The organism is Rhodobacter sp. NTK016B (genome assembly GCF_017303295.1).
GTDB lineage: Bacteria > Pseudomonadota > Alphaproteobacteria > Rhodobacterales > Rhodobacteraceae > Pararhodobacter.
Map to the genome: position 1 here is coordinate 112,653 of NZ_JAFKOK010000007.1, position 26,300 is coordinate 138,952.

Below are 26,300 nucleotides of genomic sequence, written 5' to 3' on the forward strand. Positions count from 1 at the left end.
GCAGGGGAATGACGGTCAGATCCCGGATCGGTCTGGCGGGGTTCTTACAAGCGTGTAAGAACCCCGCTTTCTTGCTCAGCGGGTGACGAGGGTCACCGGCGTCAGGGTCACATCGCCGCGCGTGACCGGGGCATTCGCGGTCCCATTGGCGTCGAGCGCCTGCACAAGGGCGGCCTGAGACCCGTCAATCGCTTGCGGGGTTCCCGGCTCGGGCGTGGTATCGGAGCCCACGCTGGCCATGAACAGCCGCAAGCCGTCTGTGGTGACGAACTCGGTCCGCCAGAACCGGGCGTGGACCGCAGGTGCCGACGGCGCCGCAAGGGTCACCGAGGGTGTCATGCCGCGCCAGAAATGCGGGGCGATCTCGACCGTGGGGTCGGCATCGGCCTCGACGGCGGCGTTCAAGGCTCCGATCAAGGCGCGCGGTCCCTGCAACCCAGTCACGACCCAACCCTGCACCGAGAGGGCGCTTTCGATGCTGGCGGCGTCCGGGGCGAGAACGGCAATGCTTAATTGCCGGACCTCTGTTCCCAGGAGCGAGAGGGTCCGAAAGTCGATGCCCGGCCTAGACAGGACCTCCTCGACACTGATGATCTGTTGGTCCGCAAGCGTTTCTACGGGCGTATTGCGCGGCGGGGCGTATTGGCTGACCTCGAAGGCGGCGAGCAGGAGCAGCGCGACGACAAGCCCCTGTCCGACCCAGTTCCGCCAACCGAGGACCGGCCCGCGAGGCGCCGGCTGGCGGTCGATCAGCCATTCGCTGACCGCGATCGCACTGACCAGCGCCAAGGCGCCGACCAGCCAGCCGCTGAAGACGTCACTGGCGTAATGCTCGATCAGGTAGATGCGGCTGCCGCCGATGGACAGCGCCACCAGCCCCGCGCCCAGAAGCGCGGTCTCGACCCGGATCTTGCCGGTACGCCAGAGCACGTAGAACATCATCCCGAAGGCCCCGATGGAGCTGCCGGCATGGCCCGAGGGGAAGGAGTTCGAACTCTCGGCAAAATAACCCAAAGGCGAGCGCGGACGCTGGAACACCAGCTTAAGCGCGGCAACCGCGGCGGCGCTGCTGGCAACCGAAACCGCCAATCCGATGGCCAAGGCGATCTGGCGGCGCAGAAGCAGCCAGACCAGCAGCGCAGCGCTCAGCGGGATCACGACATGCTTGCCGCCGATGGCCGAGAGCAAGGTCGCCACACGCAACGGTATCGGCGATTGCAGTGTATGAATCCATTGCGCGAGGCGGGCGTCGATCTGCAGGACGGGATCTCCGGCGACGAAATCGACCGCCGTATCCAGCCAGACCACGCCGATATAAACGAAGATCAGCGACAGCAGGGTCAGCGGCAGGCCGGTGAACTGGTGGCGATCAAGCCGCGCCTCGACCCAGCGGGTGGGGCGGGGATGGGCCGCGATCAGCCGGGCGACCGGAGGCATCGCCGCGAGGGCGCGCCCGACGACGCCGAGGATCACCAACGCCAGCGGCAAGAGCTTCAGCGCCGCGTAGAGCAGAAGCCACAACACCGCCAGAACCGCCGCCGCGAGCCCGGCGACCAGCGCGGAATGGCCCAGCGAGCCGCCCAGCCAGCTGGCCGCATCGCCCATGACATAGCCGAAGGCGACATGCCCCAGCGCATAGGGGACGCTGCCGATCACGTTCCAGATCAGGAACCGGCGACGCGCCATCCCCGACATCGCGGCGGCGAGCGGCACCAGACCCGCGACCGGCCCGAGGAACCGCCCCATCACTAGTGCCAAGCCGCCGCGACGCTCGAACAGCGCCTGCGCGCGGCGGAAGACGGTGGAGCCTTCGATCTTCTGGCGTCCGGGGATGCGGTGCAGGGCCAGCCGTCCGGTCCAATAGCTAAGCTCGGATCCGAGGATCGAGCCGATGGCAACGAACCAGCACAGGTCGAAGAAATCCATCAGCCCCTGTTGGACCAGGAGCCCGCCCGCATCGACGACCAGCGTGCCGGGAATGACGACGCCGGTGAGGAAGAAGGCCTCGAGGGCCGAGGCGAGCCCGATCAGCCAATAGCCGAGGACTCCGAGCGCCTGAAGCGAGGGCAGGATCTGGTCAATCGAGGGGAACATCGGAGGTCTTTCCACGGCTGGCGGGTTGATCGAAGGCGCTGCGGAAGGGCAGCAGAAGCAGGGCGCCGAGACCGAGGAACAGGGCGTTCTCGACATCGAAGCCATCGACCAGCGCGAGGCCCGAGCCCCAAAGCAACAGGCCGACGCTGGTAAGGAAGGCCGCGCGCAACCGGCGCACCAGCCCGAAGGACAAAGCAATCAGCGCAAGGCCCGTCAGACCCGAGGTCAGCGCGCCGCCCTCGGACAGGATCATCCCCGCAAGATCGCCCTCGGCCAGCGCGGACGAGCGTAGCGCCGGGACCAGCGAGACCAGCCCCAGATAGAGGCCGAAGCCGCAGGCGACGGCGGCAACCAGCGCCGGGGCCAGCCCGTGCAGCGCAGAAAGAGCGGGCTGCATCGGCTCGGGCGCGCGGGGGAGCAGGCGGCGGGCGATGCGGTTGATCGCGCGGGCCTCGGTCAATGCGACGAGGACGAAGCCCAAGACGAAGGGCACGAGGTAATAGATCAGCCGGAACAGCAACAGCGCCGCCGCCGCATCGCTGACCGCGACCGAGGCGGGCATGACGCCCAGCACCACGGTCTCGAACACGCCGACGCCGCCGGGTACGTGGCTGAGCACGCCGATCATGATCGCGGCGGAATAGACCGCGAGGAAGGTCGCGAAATCGGGCTTGCCGGCTGGCAGCAAGATCCACAGCGCGAAGGAAGCCATGGCGATGTCGATCAGCGTGACGAAGACCTGGCCCGCCAGATCGCGCGGCGGGGGCATGTGCAGGGTGACGCGGAACAGGCGCAGGTTGCTCTGCCGGATCGAGGCCGCGAGGATCGCGCCGAGCGACAGCAGCAACAGCCCGCCGGCGACCATCCGCACGGTCTCGGGCGCATAGGGGAGGTAGGCGGCAATGGCATGCGGATGGATCGCCAAGGCAGCCAGCCCGACCAGGGTGAGCCCGGTGCCGAGCGCCACGGCGACATAGGCCGATACCGCCGCGACCTCGATCCCGGTGAGGCCCATCGCGGAATAGAGCCGGTAACGCACCGCACCGCCGGATATGGCGCTGACGCCGATGGTGTTGCCGAAGGCAAAGGCGAGGAAGCCGCCAAGCGCGATCACCCCGCCCGGCAGGCGCCGCCGGATGAAGCGCATCCCATACCAGTCGTAGCAGACCAGCGCCGCATAGCCGATTGCGGTCGCACCCAGAGCCAGCGCCAGCGTCGACAACGGCATGGCCTTGATCTGCGCCATGATGTCAGCGGGATTGACCGGGCGCAGCAGATGCACCAGCGCATAGATCCCCATCGCGAACAGCACGGCGGCCAGCACGATCGGGCCGTAGCGTTTGAGGGCGGAGAGGATCGGTCTTGGCACGGGGCATTCCTGACGGCAGGCAAACGCGAGGCGAATGGGGCTTTCGGGGGCTCGATACCCCAGCCCGGGCGGATGGCAAAACCGTTTCCGCCCGGAAATCCGCTTCTTACGGATTTGTAAGACCCTCCCAAGACGATCCCGGAAGGCGGTCCCCATTTCTGTTTGGCAGGCAACGGGCCTGTATCCAGAAAGGAAAGACCGATGACCAAGACCAAGATGATCCTGATTCCCGCCGCGCTGATCGCCTCGCTCCCGCTGGCCGCGATGGCCGCCGAACGTCTCAGCCCCGCCGAGGTCACCCAGTTCCAAAGCGCCGCCGTCAGCCTCGATCAGGCCGGCGCCACCGCGCTGCAGGACCACCCCGGCGCGCTGGCCTCGGTGACCTATGGCGACGAGGACGGGCGCATGGGCTACGAAGTGGTCGTGATCAGCGCGGATGGCCAGCCCTGGACGGTGCTGGTGGATGCGCAGACCGGCGATGTCTTCGCCTCGGCCGCCTCTTCGGCTATGAATGATCACGAAGATCAGGCCCATGGGCAGGACGATCACGAGGATGGCGAGGAAGACGACGACTGATCTGACACCTGAACGATCCTCGAACAGCCTCGGCCCCCTCGCGGGCCGGGGCTCAATGCCGAAAGAGCGACGCTGAGACATGAAGATCCTGCTGGCCGAAGACGACCACGATACCGCCGAGTACATCGTCAAGGGATTGACCGGCGAGGGCCATGTGGTCGATGCGCTCGACAGCGGGCGCGAGGCGCTGACGCAGGCGATGAGCGGCAGCTACGAGTTGGTGATCCTCGACCGGATGCTGCCGGGGCTGGACGGTCTGTCGATCCTCAAGGCCCTGCGCGCGGCCAAGATCGGCACGCCGGTGATCCTGCTGACGGCGATGGGCAGCGTCGATGACCGCGTGGCCGGGCTGCGGGCCGGGGCAGATGACTACATGGTCAAGCCCTTCGCCTTTGTCGAACTCCTCGCCCGCATTGACACCCTGCGCCGCCGGCCGGCGCTGAAGGATGAGGTGCTGGAACTGGTGGTCGGTGACCTGCGGCTGGACCTGCTGACCCGCGACGTCACCCGCGAGGGGCAGCGCATTGACCTGCAGCCGCGCGAATTCCTGCTGCTCAAGCATTTCATGGAGCGCCCCGGCCGTGTGCAGACCCGCACGGTCCTGCTGGAAGCGGTCTGGGGCCTGCATTTCGACCCCAAGACCAGCGTCGTCGAGACCCATATCAGCCGGTTGCGGACCAAGATCGACAAACCTTTCGAGCGCCAGCACCTGCAGACCCTGCACGGCGTCGGCTACGTCCTGCAACCATGAGCGCGCCGATCTCCTGGTCCATGCGTTTCGCGCTGGCGCTGTCGGCGGTCTTCGCCATCGGCGCACTGTCGGCGGGCGGGTTGTCCTATGTCTTTCTGTCGCATGAGATGGCCCAACGCCTCGCCGCCGATACGCGGGCCAGTGCCGAAAGCCTCGGCCGGATCGCCGCAGCGGGTGACCGCATCGATTTGATCGAGCAGATCGACGCCCATGTCGTCTCGAACACCGACCATGCGAGCCTTTATGCCTTCTTCGATGCGCAGACGGGCGAGCGGATCGGGTCGCTGATGCTAAGCGCGCCCTTCGAAGGCGCGCGACGGCTGATCGTGGGTGACGATCTGCCGTCGATGCCCGAGCCTGCCGACATGGCCGACGCCTATCAGGCCTATGGGGTCCGCACCGACCTCGGCTGGGTAATCGCCGCACGCGATGAGGCTTGGGTGGCCGAGAGCGGCGAGCTCCTGATCCAGACGACGGCATGGGCCCTGGCCCTCGCGCTGGCCTTGTCGGTCGCGCTGGCCTTCGTCGTGGCCCGGCGCAATGAACGGCGGATTGCCTCAATGGAAGCGGTGCTTGATCGCGTCGGCGCCGGCCGTCTGGACGAGCGGATCGCCGATCATGGCCGGGATGACCTCGCACGGCTGGGGCTGCAGATCGACCGGATGCTCGGCCGGCTCGAAGCGGGTGTGGCGGCAATCACGCAGGTCTCCACCGACGTCGCCCATGACCTGCGCGCACCGCTGTCGCGGCTTAGGATCCGGCTGGAACCCTTGGCGCTGGATACCGATCTGCCGGAACGGGCCCGGCACGAAGCCGGCTCGGCGCTTGAGGAGATCGACGCAATCTCGGGGATCTTCGACGCGATCTTGCGCCTGTCGCGACTGCAATCGGGTAGTGTCGAGCTGCGTCGGGATGTCGTCGATCTGACGCGCCTCGCGCGAGATGTGGTCGAGCTTCTGGAACCTGCTGCCGAGGATGCCGGGCACCGCCTGACCCTCGTCGAACCGAAGTCAATCGTGACCATGACCGGCGACGCCGAACTGCTGATGCAGGCGATGGTGAATCTCGTCGACAACGCCTTCCGCCATTGTCCCGCACCCGCCGAGATCACATTGGCCATCAGCGGCATCGAGGGTCGGGCACAGATCACCGTAAGCGACAACGGTCCCGGCATTCCCGCGCCCGATCGACAGCGCGTGCTGGAGCGTTTCGTGCGCCTCGATACCAGCCGCAGCGTTGCCGGATCAGGATTGGGCCTAAGCCTCGTCGCCGCCATCGCCGAGCGGCACGGGATGGAGATCGCGCTGGAAGACAACGCCCCGGGCCTTCGGGTTTCGCTTTTCCAGTTCGCATAAGCCATAAGGATCTCAACGTCGCGAGTTGTTCGCGCCTTTTCTACCTAGGGTCCGCTTTGGGCCGGAAACTGCCGCGATTTTCCGCCTGCATAGCCCTGCGTGGCCATCTTCAGGTCGCGCCACGGGCATTCTTTCGTGTATGGCGCGGAAGCATTTGAGGCGGTCGAAACAGAATATACTGGCCCTGTTGCGCAAAGCCTCTGATGTCCAAGGTTCTCCTTTCCCTGGACGGATTCATCCCATGGCTTCTGTGACGGGGATGCGGAGCGCGGTGTAGCCGTTCAGAACGGCGATACGGACCTGAAGCTCGGCGACCTGTCGGTCGAAGTCCCGTGCCATGAGGCGCTGCCCCAGCAGTTACACACAGTGCATCTTCGTTTCAACGCGGCTTCGGGGGTGGTATCCGCTCCATCGCCGCCAGAGGGCACGACCGAGGTATTTCGATGCCCACAGGGCTTTGTTTGGTGCGACAGCGCCGGCGGTGACGGTCTTCCACGGTTTGGCGTTCTTGCCGGGCGGAATGACAGCGTGGGCGCCGCGGTCAGCGATGGCATCGTGGCATTTGCGGGTGTCGTAGGCACCGTCGGCGGTGACGCTGCCGATCTTCTCCTGCGCCGGGATCTGTTTGAGCAGGTCGGGTAACACTGGCGCATCGCCGATCTGGCTCCCAGTGATCTCTACGGCCCGAACCTCCAGCGTTTCCTCATCAATCCTCAGGTGGATCTTGCGCCAGACCCGCCGTTTCGGGCCGCCATGCTTGCGGGCGTGCCACTAGCCTTCGCCCTCGACCTTGATGCCAGTGCTGTCGATCAGCAGGTGCAGCGGCCCCTTTGACCCGCGATATGGTAAGTTCACATCCAGGGTCTTCTGGCGGCGGGACAAGGTGCTGAAGTCAGGCACCGTCCAATCGAGGCCAACCAGCTGCAGCAGGCTCTCGACGAACCCGGTCATCTGCCTGAGCGCCATGCCGAATAGCACCTTCATCGAAAGGCACGTCTGAATGGCGGCATCGCTGTAGGTCTGCTGGCGGCCAAGCCTGCCTGACGGCGCGGCATACCAGCTCATCTCGGGGTCGAACCAGATCGTCAGCGAGCCTCGGCGCTTGAGCGTTTCGTTATAGGCTGGCCAGTTCCTGGTCCTGTAGGTCGGGGATGTGGGTCTGCTCATGCACGCCAGCTACCGCACTGGTTTCACGAGATGAATCTCTCACAGGATTTGTGCAACAGAGCCCTTCTGGACCTCAACAGAGCCCGCCATGGGCGGCAGCATTCGACTTGCACTGATGAGACGACGTTCAGCCGAGGACCATGATCGTCGGGAATGAGATCAACAGGACGATCACCACCATATCGGCGAATAGGAACGGAAGAATGCCCCGGAATACCCCGTTTAGCGTCGTCAGGTTCCCAACCACGCCCTTGATGACATATACGTTCATGCCGACCGGCGGCGTGATCATCCCGATCTCTAGCATTTTCACCAAGAAGACGCCGAAGAACACCATGTCGATACCGTAGGCGTGCAGGATCGGCGTGAAGATCGGCAGTGTGATCAGCATCGCGCCGAAGGCGTCGAGGAACATCCCTAGGATTAGATAGATCAGCACTATGATCGCCATAAGCTGCCAATAGCTCAGCTCGAGCCCGTCGACGAGGGCAGAGATCTGACTGCCTAGGCCGGTGAGCGACAGAAGCCGGGTCAGCATCGTCGCACCGACCCCGATCAGGAATATCGAGCCGCAGGTCGTGATTGTGTCTGCGAGGCTGCGGAGAAGGATCTCGCGTGTTAAAACCCGCTTGCCGGCAGCATAGATCAACGACAATAGCGCACCGACTGCTCCTGCCTCGGTCGCAGTGAAGATGCCACCGAATAGGCCTCCGAACACACCGGCGAGGATGAGCAAGATCGGCGCCGTCTCAAGTAGCGCGGGTTTTAACTGCGGGACGAAAGACGGGTCCAGCTGGCGCGGGACCGAGCCAGGGCGCAACCATGCGCCGATCAGGATCACCAAGATATAGCTCGCGGCGGTAGCAAGCCCGATGCCGATCCCGGCAAGGAACAACCTGATGATCGAGACCTGCGCGAAGACGCCGTAGACGATCATGATAATCGACGGCGGGATCAGAGCGCCGATCGTGCCTCCTGCCGCGATCGCGCCGCAGGCGAAGTTGCGATTGTAGCCCACCTTCACCATCTCAGGGATGGCGATGCGGCCCATCGCGGCGGCGGTGGCAATCGACGAGCCGCACATCGCGGCGAAGCCTGTACAGGCCAGCGTCGACGAAATTGCCAAGCTGCCAGGCAAGCGGCCGAACAGCGCCTTGGCCAAGTTAAACAGACCAGTCGTAATGCCTGCGTGATAGGACACGTAGCCCATGAGCAAAAACATCGGCACCGAGGATAGTGTCCACGAGGCGGCGAATTCGAAGGGAGCGGATTTCAGCGTGCCCCATGCGGGTGCCCAGCCGAACGAAGTCCAGAGCCCGACAAAAGACACAAGCACCAACGCGATGGCAACGGGCAGCCGCCAGGCAAGCAGCGCAAGCAACACAAGAATGGCGAGTGCCCCGATCCAGATCATCGACATGGGTTAGTCTCCTTCGCCAACCGCGGCCATATCCTTCGTCGAGGGGCGGACAGCCGAGGGACCGAATATCGTACGCAAAAGGGTGGTCAGCGTGGCCAGCGCGAAGGCCACGGGCGGCAGGAAATATGCGGGCCAGCTGATCAGCGCATAGGTCGACGTCAGCACATAGGCGCCGTCGTGCATCTTGCCCCACGCGAATTCCCAAGTGGCAACGGTCAGCACAGCATAGACCAGCACACTGGTCAGCCCGTTCGACCAATTCATCGCGCTATTGACGCGGCGGCCCGCGATAGCGCTGAAAACATCCATCGCGATCATGTCGCCACGCTGCTCGATCTGACCCAGCGGCAGATAGGCGATTCCAACGATCAGATAATAGGTGATGATCTCGACGCTGCCGGGAATATAGCTGCCAAACAGCCGGAAGATGATCTCGCCCGAGACCAGAAACATCGCGGCGAGGACGGACAAACCCGCAAGCCAGGTCGAGGCCAGTTCAAGTGTACGCACGACAGGGCCCCTTGTATTAAAAGGTGAATCGAAGCTGCGTGCGGGATTGCAATCCCAGCCCGCACGCAGCCATGGCTGGCATCAACACGTCGCGGTCACTGACCGAACGTGGCGAAATCGATATTCGCCCAAAGCTGGTCGTAGATCGCGGTTCCGACTGTTTCGGCGTCATGGCCATGTTCGTCGAAATAGGCGGTCCATTTCTCGACCAGCGACAGGAAATAAGCGATCCGGTCTTCGGGATCGGCGATGCCGTAGCGCTCGCGCCCGATCTGCGCCACGGTTTCCAGCTCGCTTTCCAAAAAAGCCTCATGCGCGGCGAGCAACTCGGCCGAGGGGGTGACGACCTCCAGCCCGTATTCCGCACCCGCGTCAATTACCGCCTGCGCACCATCGGCTACGGCCAGCGGATGGTAACTCGCCTCTGCCACCGAGGCCACGCGCACGAATTCGCGGCGCTGCTCAGGCGTCAGCTCGGCCCATGTCTGGGCGCGCATTGGGAAAGGCATAGCCGCGTGGAACGTCCCGATCGGCAGATCGGTGACGTAGCGCACAACCTCGCCAAGCCGGTAGCCCACCAGCGAGCTGTCGGGATTCAGCGTTCCGTCGAGCAGACCATTCGAGATCGCCTCGTATTGGTCGTTCGAGGACATCTGCACCGGAACCGCGCCCATCGCCGTCGCCCATCGCGAGAAGGGCGAACCGCCCGAACGCAGGCGCAGGCCTGACAGGTCCTCAGGCGCAACGACGGGCGAGGTCGACAAAATATGGTAAGTCGGCGTCGCCACATGGCCGGTATAGACCAGCCCCAGATCGCCGAGCTCGGACAGGCATTCTGGGCAGTTGAGCATATATTCGGTGACGGCGGCGGCCATCACCTGACCGTTTTCGCCAAAGCCCGCCAATTCGGACACAAAAACGGCGTTCGGGAAATCGGCCGGCGAGTAGAGCGTCAGTACGTGAGCCGCGTCGATAATGCCGCTTTGCAGGGAATCGATCGAGTTGGACAAGTTCACCACTTCAACACCGATGTCGCGGGTCGTCAGCGCGCCGCCGGTCGCCTCGGGCAGATGCTCGTGCAGATAGCGATAGGGTTCGTAGGTTTCGGCGCTCGGCGGCACGCCCGGACCCATGCGCAATTCGCGCGCCCCGACGGCCGTGATGCCGATCCCCAGCGCCAGCGGCGCGATCAGGGCAATTCTGGTGACAGTGTTCATATTATCTTCCTCCCTCGACAAATGAGACCATGAAACTCTGCGCGTCCCCCCTCCTCCGGGGTCCGTACACTCGGATCAAACCGGCTGTTGTTCTGCTAGCGCCTTAGTGCGCAGCGTGACCTTGTCGACCTTGCCTGACCCCAACGTGGGCAGGCTGCGCTCGACGAGGAAGCGCTTGGGCACTTTGTAGTTGGCCATCCGTTCGCGGCACCACGCGCGCAGCTCCTCCGGGCTGGGCGGGGTCGCGGTTTCGGATTCGGGCAGCACATAAGCCAGCCCGACCTCGGAATAGAGCGCGTGCGGCAGCGCGATCACCGCGGCGAGGCCGACCTTTGGGTGCTGTTCCAGCACTGCCTCAATCTCACGCGGGTAGATGTTGTATCCGCCCGACTTGAACATCTCGGACTTGCGGGTGCGGAACTGCAGATATCCGCGTTCGACCACCTCGGCCACGTCGCCGGTGCGAAAAAAGCCATCCTCGGTAAAGGCCGCGGCAGTCGCTTCGGGGCGGTTGAAATACTCAAGCATGCAGCGCGAGCGTTCGATCTGGATTTCGCCCAGCTCGCCCGGACCCGCGAGCGTGCCGCTCTCAGTCACGACCCGCACCTCTCCCTCGTTAAGCGACAACCCCATCGTGCGCGCGAGCAACGCCACGCTGTCCTGACCATCCGCATGGCTGAAGGTCAGGCCGCCGCAGGCCTCGGTCAGGCCGTAGGTTGGGCTGAAGCGCATGCCAAGATCGGCGATCTTTTGCAGCAAGTCTTCGGACATTGCCGCGCCGGAATACAGCAGCCATTCGACCGACGCATAATCCGTCGGATCGAATTCGGCCCGCGACAGCAGCATCTGATACAGCATCGGCGGCCCCTGCAGAGCGGTGATGCGTTCTTCGCGGATCGTGTCGCCATAAGTCTCGATGTCGAAGCGCGGCGCAAAATAAGTCGTGCCGCCGCCAACGAGACCATAGCCGAGCACCCAGCCCAGGCCACCAACATGATTGAGCGGGTAGAAATCGAAAACGCGGGGATAATCAGGCGCAGGCCAGTTGCGGTTGTAAGCGCGGCCACGCTCCATCAGCCCGTGATTTGGCAGCACCGCCCCCTTGGGGTTGCCGGTCGACCCCGAAGTGTAGACGATCGCTGCCGGATCGAAGCGGCGATCACGACCTGTTTCCATCTTGAACGGCGCGCGGGGCTCGGCTGCAAGATCGCTCAGTTTCAGACCCAGATCGCCTTCACCTTCCAGGCAGACCGCGTGTTTCAGACAGGGGTTTTCGGTCAACAATTGCCGAAGGTCAGGGTGATAATCGCGTCCCTCGAACTCGGCGATGTAGAACAGGATTGAGGGCTGGGCATCTTCGATCGTGTACTGGAATTCACGCAAGCGGTATTGCGGGTTCAGACAGATCCAGATTGCACCGACCATGTTCATGGCGATGAACAGCATCGCAGATTCAGCGCGCGGCGTGGTCAGGACCGCCACCCGATCGCCCCTTTTTACTCCCAGATCGCGCAGGATAGCTGCGTGGCGCAGAGCTTCAGCCGCCAAATCAGAATACGTGTAGCAGACGCTTGCAGACTTAAAGGCGATCCGGTCGGGCGCCGTGCCTGACAGATCAAGAACGCATTCTGCGTAGCTGTTCGTCTCGGAAATCAAATCATCCTCCCCAGGATCATTTCCAATGCTTGGCCGGCGTTGCGGGCTCTCCGGCGCGCTCCCCCGCGTGCGGATTACACCCGGGCGTTTGCCTCCATCAGAATCGAAATGTCGTTGGCCGCCGCGTGAAGCGGCGCGACGTAGGTGTCCGCCACGTCCTTGGTCAGGCGCTCGGACGGCGCCGAAATTGTCAGCGACGCAGCAAAGTGCCGCCCTACGAACACCGGAACCGAAACAGCCGATAGGCCAAACCGCCATTCATCGCGGGCATAGACCTTGCCAGTGGCGCGAATGCTCTCGAGCCGGGCGTAGAGCGCTTCGGGAGTCGCCAGCGAAAAGGGCGTAGCCTGGACCAGGTTGCCCGCGAATTCGGCGATCACCTCTTCAGGCTGGTAGGCCAACTGCACCTGCCCCGCCGAAGAACAGGTAGGGGCTGTGCGCAGCATTGGCTGCGAGAACAGCAGGTTCGGGTGATTGCGCGAGGTTTCGACGCTGCGGATGATCAAGGGAGCGTTGTCCTGCCAGATCGACAGCGAACAGAATTCATGCGTGCTCGCGTTGAGGCGTTGCAGGAACGGCATGCCGATATTGCCGATCTCCAGCCGATCGATGACGAAACGGCCGATCCCGTAAAGCCGCGGTGTAGCGGAATACTGCCCACGCGGACCTTCCTGATGGACATAGTTCAACGCCATCAGACTCTGCAGCAGACGGTGAACGTTGCTCTGCGTCAGGCCCGTTTCCTGAGCGAGGTCCTTGACCCCCCGCGGCTTGGGCGATGCGGCGATCGTCTCCAGCAATTGCAGGCCTTTCGTAAGTGTCTTGTCCATGATTCTCGATCTTCTTGACTGAATGCGTAGCGCACCTTACCACCGTAGTCTACCATTATTTGGAATTCAATTCCATATTTTGGAATTTATGATTTTTGTCCGACCTCGACCTCGGGCAAAGACCAAGGCAATGGGTTTGGGAGGACCTTGCATGTTCGCGCTCAGCAATCTCGTCGTTGTCGATGCCTCGGAAACCATTGCCGGTCAGTATTGTGGCCGGCTTCTTGCGATGTTCGGCGCCGATGTGCGGCTTATCGAACCCGAGGGCGGTTCTGCCCTGCGCTGCGCGCATCCACGCAGCGAAGTCTGGGGCGACTCATGGTTGTTCTTCCACCTCAATCTGGACAAAACGCCCGAGGTGCTGGACTGGCGCACGCAAGACGGCTGGGAGGCATTCTGCACCCGCGCAGCGGCGGCGCAGATCGTCTTGATCCCTCAGGGGATGGACACCGACACCCTGCGCACGCGCGCACCGCACACGGTCTTTTGCGAGATCGGCGATTTTGACGAACGCGGTCCCTATGCCGGGTGGAAGGGTAGCGAAATCGTCTTTCAGGCGCTCGCCGGCACGATGTACCGAAACGGCGCCGTCGGGCGCGAGCCCCTGTTCGGGGTCGGCCACCGCACGTCCTACATGACCGGAATCGCAACCTATTGTGCGGCACTTGCAGCGCTGAATCGGGCGGGGGGTGACCTGATAAAGATATCGGTCCACACCACGGCGGCTGCGTCGAGTTATCAGGTTGCCAACCAGTTTCTGCAAAACGGCTCATGGGACCTGCGCGACGGCCCGTTGCAGGTGGCTGAGCTAGTGCTGCCCTGCAATAACGGCTGGGTCGTTGTCTTCATCCATGCTCTGAAATGGTCGGAATACTGCGGCTATTTCAGCCTTGAGGCGATCGAAACCGACCCACGGTTCGCCACTGATCACGTCGCCCGGATCCAGCATCTTGATGAAGTAATTGCCGCCACCGCCCGTGTTTCGCGGCTGCGCGACGCAAAGCAAGTGATGGCGGATCTTCAGGCCATGGGCATCCCAGCGATGCTGGCCTTCAAGCCCGGTGACCTTGATCGGTCCGAGCATTTTCGGCAGCGAGACTATTGGCAGCAGGTTGATACCGATGAGGGACCCCGACGCGCCATGGGGCCGGTCTGGCGCATGGGGACCTCGCAATGGCGTTGCGGGACACCGCGCAGCACCGAAGACCAGCCGCCTGCGCCAAAAGGCGATGGCAAGGATGCACCGCTTACGGGGATTCGCATCCTCGATCTGACGACGGCTTGGGCCGGACCGATGTCATCGCGCATACTGACTGCTCTGGGGGCCGATGTGGTCCATGTCGAATCTGCCGGGCGGCTCGATATGGCGCGGGGCAATCCGCTGGGCGACCACCCCGCCCGCTACGTCGATGCGGAGCCGGGCGCACACCCGTATGAGCGTACCGTCTTTTTCAACGCCCAAAACTTGCACAAGAAATCGTTGGCAATCGACATCAAGCGGCCCGGCGGACGCGAGGCTTTGCGGGCGGTCGCAGCCGAATGCGACGTGGTGCTGGGGAATTTCTCGCCCGGTGCTTTGGCTCGGATGGGACTCGCCTATGAAGACCTCAAAACGCTCAATCCGCGCTTGAACTATCTTGAAATGCCCGCATGCGGCACTTGGGGCCCGATGGCGCCCTTCACCGGGTTGGGGCCGAACATGGAGTTCGCGGCCGGCATGTCGGCGTTTATCGGTTATGACGATGACCGACCTTATTCGACGGGCCCCGCCTATATGGACCCCATTGGCGGCCTGAACGGCGCGGCGGCTATTCTGACCGCTTTGCACCAGCGCCGCGTGACCGGGCAAGGCCAGTATATCGAGCTGTCCCAGGTCGAAGGCGGGATGTCGGTGATCGGCGAGCTGATCCTCGACTCGCTTGAGCGCGGCGAAGATCCGGTGCCAACGGGCAACGACCTGCCCGGCGTGCCTCTGCACGACGCGTTCCGGTGCAGGGGGCACGAGTCATGGCTGGCCATCGTTTGCCGCAATGCCGAGGATCTGGATATCCTGACGCAACAAATGGCGTCCGACGGCTTTTCACTTGATCGGGACGCACTGAAACACTCCGTCGCCGAATGGACCGCGACACGCGAAAAGCATGGGCTTGCTGCGCGGCTGCAGGCAGCGGGCGTTGCCGCAGCGCCCGTGATGCATGGCAAGGATGTCGCGCTCGATGCACATCTGCACGCCATTGGATTCTTCGATCGTATCAGTCATCCGGATTTTGGGCCGCAGTACTATCAAGGCTTGCCGTTTCGCTTTCAGGACGCGCCTCTGCCGAACCTGAGCCATGCGCCGCTTCTCGGTCAGCACAGTGCCGAGATCCTGTCGGAATGGGCGGGGCTGACCACTGAAGAAATCCAGAGCCTGCACGACGTCGGCGCGGTCGGTTTTTCAACCGACGAACCCTTCGCCGCGATGCGCGGCTGATGCCATTATTCAAGGAGAAAGAACATGACTTACCAGCTGATTGAGGTGACCTCCGCGGGTGGCATCACCACCATCGCGCTCAACCGGACAGACAAGCGAAACGCCATGTCGATCCAGATGTTCGAAGAACTGGGCGATGCGTTCCGACGCTTCGATGCCGGCGACGACCGGGCTGCGGTGCTGTGTTCGAACGATCCCAAGATATTCTGCGCAGGTGCGGATCTGCACGCGCCGCCCGAACTGGCGTGGCAAGCGTTGCCGGGCGTAGGCGTCTCCACCGACAAGCCAATCATCGCCGCCGTCAACAAGCGGGTTATCGGCATCGGCGTCGTGCTGGTGGCGCTGTGTGATTTCGTTGTGGTCAGCGAAGAATCGGTGCTGGACTACCCCGAGGCAAGACTCGGCTTTTCTGGCAGCCTGATCACAGCCCTCGTCAAGCGGATGCCGCTCAGGGTGGCGATGGAGATGATCATGCTGGGTGAGCCGGTTGGCGGTAAGCGTGCCTACGATCTGGGCTTCGCCAATCGTCTGGTGGAGCCGGGCCAGGAACGCGCCGAAGCGATGGCTATGGCCGAGCGTCTTGCCGCCAACGCACCGCTTGTGGTCACGGGCTCGAAGCGGATGTGCCTTGAGGCAGCAGGGCGCACCCCGATGGAGATACAGTATTCCATGATGGCCCAGGCCGACCAGATGATGAACTCCGAAGATGCAAAACGCGGAATGGAAGCGTGGGCTCGCAGGGAAACCCCTGTTTTCAAAGGACGATAGAGTGAGTGGGCATTGCCAACTTGTCGTCGCCTTCGGTGAAGTTTTGGCGGTCGCCATGAAAATACCAGCTGAGATGCCCCGCCTGAAAGGTTACCGGTTGAGACTGCGAGTGCTCGCTGATGTGTGCCGGTAGCCGGAGCGTCCATTGCAAACTGCAACCACTGGTCTGACAGCACGGCGAGGCATGGACAGAATCCCACTCCAGCGATATCAGGTGGGGCATAGGAGTTCGTGATCGATTGCAAGAACTCCCCCGCTATCTTCCGACAGTGCAACCGTAAGGGTGAATATCCAAGAGGATGTCGAGGTAACCAAGGGGTCCAGATGGGCCCCTTCGCATTTAACCCCAGGGATAAACCTAGTCGTGAGGACAAACCTCTCTCCAAAGGTGGATGAAGCCTTGATGGGCCCTGACCTGCCATACATGCCAAGCGCTGGTTGCGCCTGGTGTCGGCCCTCTCCGGCCATTCGAGCTTAGCGAACTCCGCCTTTCAGAGTTCTTGGAGGCTGCCGTTGGTATGGGGCGCAGCATTTTGACATACTCGGTGTCCGCTGCGCGGATCAAGCGAGCTTTCGCTGCGGCTAGGTCAGTCGCTGCGTTCGAGAGCCTTGAAGCAGGACGGTCGCTTCTGACTATGACACACATAATTGAATTTCGACCGATGAACCACGACCGGCAGACCGTCACTGGATGGAAAAGTCCGGTCGCTTTCAGCCGCGATGTTGCTAAAAATCCAGTTGGTGAGCAACGGCTACGAGCCGCAGTTGCCGACTCAGCGAATGGCGTGCGCGGCAACCACCTAAATAAACGAATTCAGGAATTGAAGAACCATGTTTGAAACGCTTTTTTCCCCGTTTTGCTTGGGCTCTTTGCGGGTGGCGAACCGGATTGTCTCGACCGGCCATGACACGGTGCTGCCCACCGATGGAACCGTGAACGAAGCCCTCATCGCATACCACGAAGCACGTGCCAAAGGCGGCGTCGGGCTCATTATTTCTCAGGTGACAGGGGTCCATGAAACCGCCCGCTACACAAATCATGTTTTGATGGCGACGGATGACGGCTGCATCGAGGGCTTCCGGAAATTGGCGGAAAAGGTTCACAAACACGGATCGAAGTTGATCGTGCAGCTTTTCCACCCGGGCCGGGAAATGACGGAATCCTTCGATGGCTCTGCACCGGTTGCCTACGCCCCCTCCGTCTCGCCAAGCGAACGCCATCATGTCATCCCCCGCGCTATGACATTGGCCATGATCCGAGAGATCATCGAAGGGTATGGCGCGGCGGCAAAGCGGCTTGAGAAAGCAGGGGTCGACGGCGTCGAGTTTGTCGCCAGTCATGGCTATTTACCCGCTCAATTTCTAAGTGAAACAGTGAATCGCCGAACGGACGATTATGGGGGATCGTTCGAGAAGAGGCTGCGTTTCTCGGTCGATGCCATTGCGGCCATCAGGGACGCGACGTCAGATGATTTTTGCGTGGGGCTACGGATTTCCAGTGATGAAAAGTACGACGAGGGGATGGACGAAGACGTCACGACCCAGGCAATTACCGCGCTCCAGGACCAACTCGACTACGTGAGTGTGGTAGCCGGCACCTCTGCAACCATCGGGGGTGCGATTCATATCGTTCCCCCGATGTACGAGAAAAGCGGTTATCTTGCGCCCTTCGCGGCGCGGATCAAAACTGCGACAAACCTGCCGGTAATCGTGACAGGACGCATCAATCAACCGCAGGAAGCGGAAGCCATCGTCGCCGCTCGGGAAGCGGATCTATGTGGGATGACGCGCGCGCTGATCTGTGACCCTGAAATGCCCAACAAGGCGCGAATAGCCCGGCCCGACGACATCCGCGCCTGCATCGGGTGTAACCAAGCCTGCATCGGTCATTTCCAGAAGGGACATCCCATCTCCTGCATCCAACACCCCGAAACCGGGCGGGAATTGCAGTATTCTGAACTGAAGCCCGTGGACCGGTCCAAGACCATCATGGTTGTCGGAGGCGGCCCTGCCGGTATGAAGGCCGCGGCAGTCGCCGCAGCGCGCGGCCACAAGGTCGTGCTTCACGAAGCCGACGCACAGCTTGGCGGGCAAGCAAGGCTGGCGCAGCTATTGCCGAACCGCGCGGAATTCGGCGGCATCATCACGAACCTCACGCACGAAATGGAACTGGCGGGTGTCGAAGTCAAAACGAACAGCCGCGTCGACCTCGCCACTATTTCCGCCGAAAAACCCGACGCCGTCATCTTTGCCACCGGCAGCACCCCGCGTTGGCCCGCAAGCTTTGAGCATGACGGAAGCGGACAGGTCGTGGACGCAACGGCGGTTTTGAAGAAGGAAGTCAACGTCGGCGCATCCGTTGTCGTTTCGGATTGGACCTGCAATTGGGTCGGATCCGGTATTGCGGAGCACTTAGCGGAACAAGGGTGCCGGGTCCGTCTGGCTGTGAACGGCCTGTCACCAAGCGAGGTATTGCAGTCATATGTCCGCGATGCCAATGCAGCCCGCCTGCATGCATTGGGCGTCGAGATTATTCCATATGCCCGTCTCTATGGTCAGGACGAAGACACCGTTTACCTGCAACACCTTGCGAGTGGGGAGCCTATCCTGGTGGAGGGTGTCGATACCCTCGTGCTTGCACAAGGCAGCGTGCCAAATACTGAATTGGCCGAGGGGGCCGCCGACCTTGGCATCGTATTTATGTCCATCGGCGATTGTCAAATGGCGCGAACCTGCGAAGAGGCAGTGCTCGAAGGATTGATCGCAGGCAACACTGTCTGAATGTCACCTGAAGGAATCGGGCGTCGAAGTTGCTAATATTGCCACATTGATGGGAACTTTAATGAACGGAGCAATACTCAGCAACGTAGCAACGGTATAGTGTTGCCGCGAACGGCCGATTGTCTTGAGAAAATCAGTCGATCTGTGTCGGTGGGCGCTGGACCAGAATTTTTTTCTGCCGAAGATCAAATTTTACACTCGAACGGAGTGCTATCCTCTTTGGCGAAAACAAGCGTTCTGAAGGCTCAGGCTGTTTTTGTGCGCGTCCATGTTTTTCAACACAATCGGCCCATAACCGTCGTTCGATTTCGCCTTCTCAAAAGTGAGATCGGTTTCAAAGCGTCACGACGACCTTTGCTGCCGAGACCCCCTGTTTCTGCCGCTCAAAAGCCGGCTGGATCGCGTTCAGCCCGTGGCCTGCGACCAAGGGCGGCGGGGCGGCGACGATCTGACCCGAGGCCAGCGCCTGCGGCAAGAAGCTCTCGAAGATGGCCGGGCCGAGGTCGGTGTCCATCAGCGCGGCCCCCCAGATGGTCGAGCGCGCCACGCCCCGGCGCTTTGCCGCGACAGAGAGCCCGGCCATGCCCGCGAGCATGCGGGGCAGCATCCGGGTCATGAGCGTCCAGGGGCCCGGCCTGTCCGGCAGGGCATCAATATCCACCGGGGGGAACGTCGCCATGGCAACCTTGCGCGTGCCCGCACTGGCGCCAAGCACCTCGATGCACGCGCGCGCGGATCCGGCGCCCATCGCGATCGCCCCCGCAACTTCATGGCCCCGCAGCGCTTGCGCCACGCGAGCCGCGGCGTCAGCACCCGCGTAGTCGAGCACATCGTCCGCACCAAGGCCTTCCAGATAGTCGAAATTTCCCGGGGAGGCGGTGGCAACGACCCGATAGCCCGCCGCCTTGGCCAGCTGGATCGCGCAGCATCCGACGCTGGTCGACCCGCCCCAGACAAGGACCGTCTGTCCCTGATCCTCGGGAGCGGCACTGGGCCGGGAGAGGCCGAGCTGATCCTCGGCGAACAGACCGCAGGCTGCCGTCGACAGGGCCAGCGGCAGGACGACAGCGGCCTCATGGCTCATGTCATCCGGGATCGGCGCAGACAGGTCCGCCCGCACATTTGGGAAAAGCTGAAAGGCCGCTTCTGAGTCGCGGTTGCGGGACTTTTCCATGCCGGTCGCGAGAGCGACGACCCGGTCGCCGGGCGCAAACCTCGTAACACCGGGGCCGACCGCATCGACCTCTCCGGCCACGTCGAAGCCCAGGATCATCGGATAGGCGCGCCAGCCGTAGAGGGGTTTGCCCATCTTCTGCTTGAAACGGTCGATCGGGTTGATCGCGACCGCCCGGGCCCGCAGCCGGATCTGACCGGGCTCAGGCGGAACGATCGGGGCATCGGCGACGGTCAGTGGGGCATGTGGGGCGGCAAGCCAGGCGGCTGCATTCGACGACATGAGCGTTTTCCTATCATTGATAGGCTGAAGCTATCGCTGATAGGGAGGCTTTCAAGGTCCAACAGGCAAGGTTAAGTTAGAAAGCTCAGGATGAAGGAGGGACCGCCGATCATGCCGCCCGAGGACAGGACACCGAGGCGCCGCAACCGCAGGGACGATATCCTGGATGCCGCCGGCGCGCTCTTCGCCCGCCACGGCGTGGACGCGGTGACGACGCGGCGCATCGCACAGGCAGTCGGGATCTCGCAGCCCTCGCTCTATGCGCATTTCGCCTCGCTCCAGCAGATCCAGGACGAGGTCGCGGCCGAGGCCTTCGCTCGTCTGGAACAGGCGATCTCCTCGGCAGACGGCGAGAGCCCTGAAACACAGCTCGCAAACGCGGTGCGCGGCTATTTCGATTTCGGTCTCTCTTACCCGCACGCCTATCGGATCGCCTTCATGCTGGAGCATCCGGAGGACACGCCAAATCCGCCCGACCCAGGCCTGTCCGGGTTCCATCAGACCGATCATCCCGGCCCTCGGGCCTTCGGGCATCTGGTCCGGATCGTCGGGCTGAACCGTCCGGACCTCTCTGCCGAAACGGTCGTGATGCGAAGTCAGAGCCTGTGGGCCTCCCTCCACGGCCTCGTCTCGCTCCTGCTTGCGCGACCGGCATTCCCGTGGGGCGACATGCAGGAGCTTGTCGACGAGCACTGTCGCCTGGCTTGCAAGATGGTCTTCGTATGAAACAGTCGATCTCAGGGGAAGGGTCGAAGGGTTGGCATGCCCCCTTTGGGCCTATCTGAATCGAATGCGACCTGCGCCGACGCGGCTGCATGCTTCAAGTTCTCATCCAGAAGGTCGCCGCTTGCGGCCCTTAGCAGACCTTTGTGTTTGCGGCAGCGAATTACGTGTTCGGGCCGAAGGGAGCCTTTCCATGCGGCTCAAGACGGTCACCCGAGTTTATTCGACGACCGCTAGTCGCAAGCCATTCACCTGCTGTTGGGTGATACCTAGACGTCCTGACTGATGTGTGCCGTTGCCAGCGACATGCGGGCAGAAAAAGGGGCCATGCACCTGACATGCATGGCCCCCGGATTTCGTGACACGTCGCTCCCGCGCTTATTCGCTTCCGCGCAGACCCGGGATCAGTGTTTCGAGCAGCGGCCCACCGAGCGAGACGCAAGCCCCATTCAGCGTAAGGCCGGACCGGCAGGGCTCATCCGGGGTGTCGCGCGGCGGGGTCGGTCTCGGGGTAGGCACCGGCGCAGGTGCCGCGACACGGATACAGCCTTCGCCGCCCACCAGTTCGGTCCCGCGCGGGCATGAACAACTGGTGGCGTTGCGACGGGTCATGCCGTCATAGCGACAGGCACAACTCTCGCCCTGTGCCACGGTCGTCGCGCGGTTGCACTGCAAGGGCGGCGCGGGCATGCGCGGCAGCGAGAGCTGCGTGCAAGCCGGTTCGGTTGCCGGCGCCATCCCCAGCGCGCTCAGCAGCGCCGGTTCAAGCTCGCGGCTCAGCGGCACGCCCAGTTGCGCCTGCACCTGTGCCAGAGCGCCATAGGTCCGGCGTCCCGTGAACCCGTCCACCGGTCCCGCGTCATAGCCGCGCTGGTTCAGGCTGTTTTGTACCATCGCGACGCGCTGGCGCTGATTGTCGGGCGCGCCAAGCTGCGCGCAGACCTGCAACTGACCGCCATTGGGCCGACCGGGCACCACCAGCGACAGGTCGATCCGGTAAACGTTACGCGGCTCCCACGATACCTGAGGGATCGAACAGGTCACCGCGTTGTCGACGGGACCAGCGCAGGCTGCACCTTCGCCCGAGACCAGATGTGCGGCGTTGATACCCGGTGCTCCGAACGTTTCAAGCAGAGCGATCGGGCCGCTGTAGGGTTGAGTGTCTGTGTTTTCGATCCGCACTCCGACCACACAATCATAGACCTGACGATCCCGGTCCGCGTGGCAGCTGCCGATCTGCTCGGGCGTCAGCAGCAGCTCGGCGGCAGTGGGCAGCGCCTCGGGCTCGTGCAAGACGTCGATTTCGGCGCAAGCCGACAGTGCATCGACGTAATTGCTCAGGCTGTCGAGGCGGACGGTGGCGCAGTTGCGCAAGGTGCGACCGGCGGCAAGCGGGCCAAGCTCAGCCGTCCACTCGAAGGTCATGGTGCCACCGGCGGCATTCATCACATCGCCGGAAACCGAGCAGATACCAGCGCCATGGGCAAGACCATAGGGATAGTCATTGCAGTCCCAGCCGTCCGCGCCGGTGACATTGCTGAACGGGCCGACGATTGGCACCACCGGATCATTTGCCGCCCAAGGCGAATAGCCCAACTGATCGATCAGATGCAGGCTGTTGGTCGAGGTCAGGTTGCGCGCCGTCACCGAGATGGTGCATCGCATCTGCGAGGTTTGCGCCCCGGCAACGACGACGATGGGGTCGCATGTTTTCGATACCTCGATCTGCGGGGTCGGCGGAACGACCAAGCCTCCGCCGCCCAGAGCGCCGATGTTACCGCCAAAAACCGGATCCGAGGGGTCAACCGGGTCAACAATGACGGGGTTGGCGACGCTGCCGGTGGTGCCGCCGGGGGCGACAATCGGGCCCGTCGGATCGACCACCACGGCGGGGTCGTTCAGGATCGGGTCCAGCGGTGAGTGGTTGAACAGAATGGGCACGCATTGGCGGTTATTCGCGCCCGCAGGTGCATGCAGGCCGGGGCTCGACAGATCCGCATACACACAGTTCTGCGCGCGCGGCCCGTCCACCGGCCGCCCGGCTGGCCCGGTGAAATCAGCGCTGTACGGGATCGTTACGCTACCCCCTTGGGCCGTGATGAAATCGGTGGTCAACGTGCAAGCGCTGCCGATCCCATTGGCGACGCCGTACCCGCCACAGCTCAGGTTCCATGAGGCTGAGGGGGTAAAAGCGCCCTGCCAGACGGATTGGGTGGTAGAAGAGGTGACTTCATCGCGCACTTGCACCAGCTCTCCGCCGGGCAGATTGGTGCCCGATACGGTGATCGCGCAGGCGACATGCCACGCCCCGGGCGTGCCCTGCACCGCAGGCTCGCATGTCTTGATGATCGACAGCTCGGGGTCAAGAACCACCGGCGCGGGCAAGATTTCCACGCAATCCGACGCTTGCGCAGCGCCGATGTCGGTCACCGGCGCGTCGCCCAAGGTAACACCAACGCAGTTTTCCGCCCCGCTGATGCTTGCCGGTCCGCCATAGAGTACAAAATCGACGAACACCGTCGAGCTGCCCGCCGCATGCGGGAATTGTGCGCCTGAAATCGCGCAAACGGGAAGATTGGTTTGCGGCTGACCCGGCGCCGTATAGGGCGCCTGCGTGCATTGCCACGGGTCAGTCGAGGACAGCGTTGCAAGCGTGCCGTTCATCGAGTTGGGACCATAGCTCAGCTCTTCGGTCAGCCACAGCGGCGCGGTAAACGGCACGCCGTTTGTGGTGACGGTCAGCGCGCAGCGCATTTGCTGCGTCCACATCGTCTGCGACAGAATTTGCCGTTCGCCGATAGCCTCACAGGTCTTGGTGACATCAATCACCGGAACGCGCGGGGTGTCACCGGGCTTGATCTCGGTCTGCACGCAGTAGTCACCGGTCTCGATCTGACGTCCCGTCCCGGCGCTGACACCGCTGACGCAATTGGTCCAAAGGATGCTGCGATTGGCGTTGGTCGCGGTGGCAAACATTTGCACCGACATCGATTCCGCGCTGGAGGCTGTTGCCCCATCGATCTGACACTGCAGCACATCGGTGCCGATCCCGGTACAGGGTCGCGACGCCGACACGAAAGACGCGGTGCCATTGGTGATCTGACTGGCATTCTCGGTCAGGGTAAAGCTGCCGTCGAAGGGCGCGGGGTTCAGGACGACATTGACCTCACAATCCCACAGGAAGCCGTTGACACCCGCAACCTGACCCGCACGCGGGGCATCGCAGGTTTTCCAGGTGTAGGCATCTTCCAGAACCGGCAAAGGCGGTGTGGGCGCGGGCACATCGATGAACACGCAGCCGTCGGGCAACCCGGCGGGCCATCCAGTGCCATCGGGGTTGCGCATCGTACCGGAAGCGCTGCGCTGGTCGCCGGGCATCAGTGTGTCTTCAATGCTCAGGATCGGGCAATTCATCACCTGCGTCGGTGCCTGATCGGTGGTGAAATCGAAGGTCATGTCGATGACCGAGCTGCCACCCGCGTTGAACAGGTCCAGCGTGCTCAGTTGGCACACACCCATTGTTCCCGTCCCGCCGGTGTTGGCGATGTCCTGACAGCTCCACGGCTGCGCCGAGGTGATCGTGGTCATCGGACCGACGACGGTCGCCACGGCGGGCGGCTGCGCGGCGAACACATCGATCAGCGAGACATAGCCGTTCGCAGGCAGGTTGCTGCCGGTCACAGTGATTTGGCACGTCAGTGACATCACGCCGGAGTCGGTCGCAACCACCGGATCGCAGGTTTTCACCACGTCATGACGGCCCGACCAGCTGGCCTGAACGCAATTTCCCGGGACCGACACGGTCGAATCGTTCAATACGTAGCTGCCGCTGGTGCAGTTTTGCAGTGACTCTGAACGCTCAGCCGTTTCGCTGGTGACAAATACCTCGAACAGCAGGGTCTCCGTACCCGTTGGGTCGAATTGAGCACCGTCAATTGTGCAAGAACTCACCGCCGAGCAATCGAAATTGCCCGATTGCGCGCTGCTCGAGAGGATCTCTCCAGTGACCGTGGCAGGCAGGGTCAATAGATCATTCACCGTCAAGCTGCCGGCAAACGGCGCTTGGGGCACGGTGACGTCGACTGAGCAGCTCCAAGTTTGTCCTAAAACGCCGTTCCGGACATTTGCCTCAAGCGCTTCGCAGGATTTTGTCAGGGAGATATCGCTGGGCACCAAGGGCGCCACGGGCGGCACAAACGGGGCAAGATCAGGGATCATTACCTCTCCGATATTCGCCTCTGGCCCACAATCATCCGTCGAAACAAACGTCACCGAGGCATTATCGACGTTGCCGTCGCCCGAAACACGCGCGGCAAAAGCATAGGTCTGCCCTGCGACGACGCTCGCTGAATTGGTAGGCAAGATCACCCAGGTATGGGTGCGTGACGGTGCGCTGGGGAGCATTTCATATGTGGAGACCGCGTTGAACGCGGTACTGAACGCTATGAAATCCTGCACAACGGCGCCTTCTTCGGGGAAATACTCCCCCCGCACCGGGGCTGTGAGCGGGTTCGAAATAGGACCAACGATCCCCAGCGCCACCGGCACACTGCGGTTTGCTCGGTTCGAAAACGCTGCCGACCCCTGAATCGAGCCTGAGCATTCTGGTGTGAAATACTGCCACAAAAGCATATTGATGCCACCGCCAGCGTCGTCGACATAATGCATGGTCGATCCGGCCGGGCCACCGTCGGCATCGCTCTCGGGACCTTGGATGCCGTAATCCCCACCCCCTGGTCCATCGACCTGAACAAGATTACCCGAGTTCCAGGCGACAAAATCACCGAACCAATCGCCACCCGATTCCCACGCTGGAATATCAAAGGACAGATGATCGCCAAATCCGATATCGCCTGAGGCTTCAAAATCACCGTTGGACAGCAAATTTTGCGAAAACGCTGGGACCGCAGCCAACGAAGTGGCCGCCGCCAAAAGGGGCAAAAAACGCACAGCATATCCTTAAATTATGTTTGCAGAACGCCCCATTCCTGCGATGGACATTCTCTGTCAGGCAATAACAGCCCGCTGATAGGCCGCGACACTAACGCACAAAGCGTCAATGGAAAGCAGAAAGTGGAAAAAAGGTCTTTCCGGGTTCAGAGGCGATTGATGTGAGGATGACCAAGCGTCGCAAAGGAACCGTTCATTCGCATC

16 protein-coding genes and 1 pseudogene are annotated in these 26,300 nt (G+C 62.5%); 7 read left to right on the forward strand and 10 right to left on the reverse strand.

The genetic code is table 11. From position 1 onward, the window contains the following. Window positions 1-75 precede the first annotated feature (75 nt). Window positions 76-2,094 (reverse strand): bifunctional DedA family/phosphatase PAP2 family protein, encoded by a 2,019-nt coding sequence (locus tag JI664_RS10750; RefSeq protein ID WP_207013755.1) that lies wholly within the window; start codon window positions 2,092-2,094, stop codon window positions 76-78. After that, complete coding sequence (locus JI664_RS10755) at window positions 2,078-3,463, reverse strand: lysylphosphatidylglycerol synthase domain-containing protein (protein WP_207013756.1); 1,386 nt, start codon at window positions 3,461-3,463, stop codon at window positions 2,078-2,080. Before JI664_RS10755 ends, JI664_RS10750 begins: the two co-directional genes overlap by 17 nt. 201 nt (window positions 3,464-3,664) lie before the next feature. Here JI664_RS10755 and JI664_RS10760 point away from each other — a divergent pair, with 201 nt between their 5' ends. The 3 genes from JI664_RS10760 (at window position 3,665) to JI664_RS10770 (ending at window position 6,145) form a co-directional block, all read left to right on the forward strand. Continuing rightward, window positions 3,665-4,039 carry a PepSY domain-containing protein gene (locus JI664_RS10760; protein WP_207013757.1) on the forward strand — a complete coding sequence of 125 codons (375 nt, stop codon included), beginning with the start codon at window positions 3,665-3,667 and terminating at the stop codon, window positions 4,037-4,039. A gap of 79 nt (window positions 4,040-4,118) precedes the next feature. Then, window positions 4,119-4,790: a response regulator transcription factor gene (locus JI664_RS10765; RefSeq protein WP_207013758.1), complete on the forward strand. Its 672-nt coding sequence runs from the start codon at window positions 4,119-4,121 to the stop codon at window positions 4,788-4,790. Beyond that, a complete protein-coding gene (locus JI664_RS10770) occupies window positions 4,787-6,145 on the forward strand; it encodes a sensor histidine kinase (RefSeq protein ID WP_207013759.1) in 1,359 nt (452 codons plus the stop codon). The genes JI664_RS10765 and JI664_RS10770 overlap by 4 nt, the downstream gene beginning before the upstream one ends. Window positions 6,146-6,379: 234 nt before the next feature. Here the strand turns inward: JI664_RS10770 and JI664_RS10775 are convergent. The 6 genes and pseudogenes from JI664_RS10775 to JI664_RS10800 all read right to left on the reverse strand — a co-directional run bounded on the left by JI664_RS10775 (window position 6,380) and on the right by JI664_RS10800 (window position 12,945). After that, window positions 6,380-7,312 (reverse strand): annotated as a pseudogene (locus tag JI664_RS10775) (IS5 family transposase). 127 nt (window positions 7,313-7,439) lie between these two features. Further along, window positions 7,440-8,732: a TRAP transporter large permease gene (locus JI664_RS10780; RefSeq protein WP_207013760.1), complete on the reverse strand. Its 1,293-nt coding sequence runs from the start codon at window positions 8,730-8,732 to the stop codon at window positions 7,440-7,442. A 3-nt stretch (window positions 8,733-8,735) separates the two neighbouring features. Next, complete coding sequence (locus tag JI664_RS10785; RefSeq protein ID WP_207013761.1) at window positions 8,736-9,242, reverse strand: TRAP transporter small permease; 507 nt, start codon at window positions 9,240-9,242, stop codon at window positions 8,736-8,738. A 95-nt stretch (window positions 9,243-9,337) separates the two neighbouring features. Beyond that, entirely contained in the window at window positions 9,338-10,459 is a 1,122-nt protein-coding gene (locus tag JI664_RS10790; protein WP_207013762.1) for a C4-dicarboxylate TRAP transporter substrate-binding protein, read from the reverse strand. Between the two features lie 75 nt (window positions 10,460-10,534). After that, window positions 10,535-12,115 (reverse strand): class I adenylate-forming enzyme family protein, encoded by a 1,581-nt coding sequence (locus tag JI664_RS10795; protein WP_207013763.1) that lies wholly within the window; start codon window positions 12,113-12,115, stop codon window positions 10,535-10,537. 74 nt (window positions 12,116-12,189) lie between these two features. Then, window positions 12,190-12,945, reverse strand: a complete 756-nt coding sequence (locus JI664_RS10800) for an IclR family transcriptional regulator (protein ID WP_207013764.1) — start codon at window positions 12,943-12,945, stop codon at window positions 12,190-12,192. 151 nt (window positions 12,946-13,096) lie between these two features. On the opposite strand from JI664_RS10800, the gene JI664_RS10805 reads away from it, so the two are divergent. The 3 genes from JI664_RS10805 to JI664_RS10815 all read left to right on the forward strand — a co-directional run bounded on the left by JI664_RS10805 (window position 13,097) and on the right by JI664_RS10815 (window position 18,967). Beyond that, window positions 13,097-15,418, forward strand: coding sequence for a CaiB/BaiF CoA-transferase family protein (locus JI664_RS10805; protein ID WP_207013765.1), 2,322 nt, complete (start codon window positions 13,097-13,099; stop codon window positions 15,416-15,418). Between the two features lie 24 nt (window positions 15,419-15,442). Beyond that, a complete protein-coding gene (locus tag JI664_RS10810; protein ID WP_207013766.1) occupies window positions 15,443-16,186 on the forward strand; it encodes an enoyl-CoA hydratase/isomerase family protein in 744 nt (247 codons plus the stop codon). A gap of 831 nt (window positions 16,187-17,017) precedes the next feature. Continuing rightward, entirely contained in the window at window positions 17,018-18,967 is a 1,950-nt protein-coding gene (locus JI664_RS10815; protein ID WP_207013767.1) for an FAD-dependent oxidoreductase, read from the forward strand. A 334-nt stretch (window positions 18,968-19,301) separates the two neighbouring features. Here JI664_RS10815 and JI664_RS10820 read toward each other — a convergent pair whose 3' ends face one another. Further along, window positions 19,302-20,423: a zinc-binding alcohol dehydrogenase family protein gene (locus JI664_RS10820; RefSeq protein WP_207013768.1), complete on the reverse strand. Its 1,122-nt coding sequence runs from the start codon at window positions 20,421-20,423 to the stop codon at window positions 19,302-19,304. 90 nt (window positions 20,424-20,513) lie between these two features. Between JI664_RS10820 and JI664_RS10825 the strand changes: the two genes are divergently transcribed. Next, window positions 20,514-21,149: a TetR/AcrR family transcriptional regulator gene (locus JI664_RS10825; protein ID WP_207013769.1), complete on the forward strand. Its 636-nt coding sequence runs from the start codon at window positions 20,514-20,516 to the stop codon at window positions 21,147-21,149. 375 nt (window positions 21,150-21,524) lie between these two features. Here the strand turns inward: JI664_RS10825 and JI664_RS10830 are convergent, their stop codons facing one another. Beyond that, window positions 21,525-26,096, reverse strand: coding sequence for a peptidoglycan-binding domain-containing protein (locus JI664_RS10830; RefSeq protein ID WP_207013770.1), 4,572 nt, complete (start codon window positions 26,094-26,096; stop codon window positions 21,525-21,527). Window positions 26,097-26,300: the final 204 nt, after the last annotated feature.

What these genes read in the sequence shown, in the direction of transcription:
- JI664_RS10770 (WP_207013759.1), top strand. Translation starts at nt 4,787, where the DNA reads ATGAGCGCGCCGATCTCCTGGTCCATGCGTTTCGCGCTGGCGCTGTCG.
- JI664_RS10760 (WP_207013757.1), top strand. Translation starts at nt 3,665, where the DNA reads ATGACCAAGACCAAGATGATCCTGATTCCCGCCGCGCTGATCGCCTCG.
- JI664_RS10765 (WP_207013758.1), top strand. Translation starts at nt 4,119, where the DNA reads ATGAAGATCCTGCTGGCCGAAGACGACCACGATACCGCCGAGTACATC.
- JI664_RS10810 (WP_207013766.1), top strand. Translation starts at nt 15,443, where the DNA reads ATGACTTACCAGCTGATTGAGGTGACCTCCGCGGGTGGCATCACCACC.
- JI664_RS10825 (WP_207013769.1), top strand. Translation starts at nt 20,514, where the DNA reads ATGAAGGAGGGACCGCCGATCATGCCGCCCGAGGACAGGACACCGAGG.
- JI664_RS10800 (WP_207013764.1), bottom strand. Translation starts at nt 12,945, where the DNA reads ATGGACAAGACACTTACGAAAGGCCTGCAATTGCTGGAGACGATCGCC.
- JI664_RS10820 (WP_207013768.1), bottom strand. Translation starts at nt 20,423, where the DNA reads ATGTCGTCGAATGCAGCCGCCTGGCTTGCCGCCCCACATGCCCCACTG.
- JI664_RS10805 (WP_207013765.1), top strand. Translation starts at nt 13,097, where the DNA reads ATGTTCGCGCTCAGCAATCTCGTCGTTGTCGATGCCTCGGAAACCATT.
- JI664_RS10815 (WP_207013767.1), top strand. Translation starts at nt 17,018, where the DNA reads ATGTTTGAAACGCTTTTTTCCCCGTTTTGCTTGGGCTCTTTGCGGGTG.
- JI664_RS10750 (WP_207013755.1), bottom strand. Translation starts at nt 2,094, where the DNA reads ATGTTCCCCTCGATTGACCAGATCCTGCCCTCGCTTCAGGCGCTCGGA.
- JI664_RS10790 (WP_207013762.1), bottom strand. Translation starts at nt 10,459, where the DNA reads ATGAACACTGTCACCAGAATTGCCCTGATCGCGCCGCTGGCGCTGGGG.
- JI664_RS10780 (WP_207013760.1), bottom strand. Translation starts at nt 8,732, where the DNA reads ATGTCGATGATCTGGATCGGGGCACTCGCCATTCTTGTGTTGCTTGCG.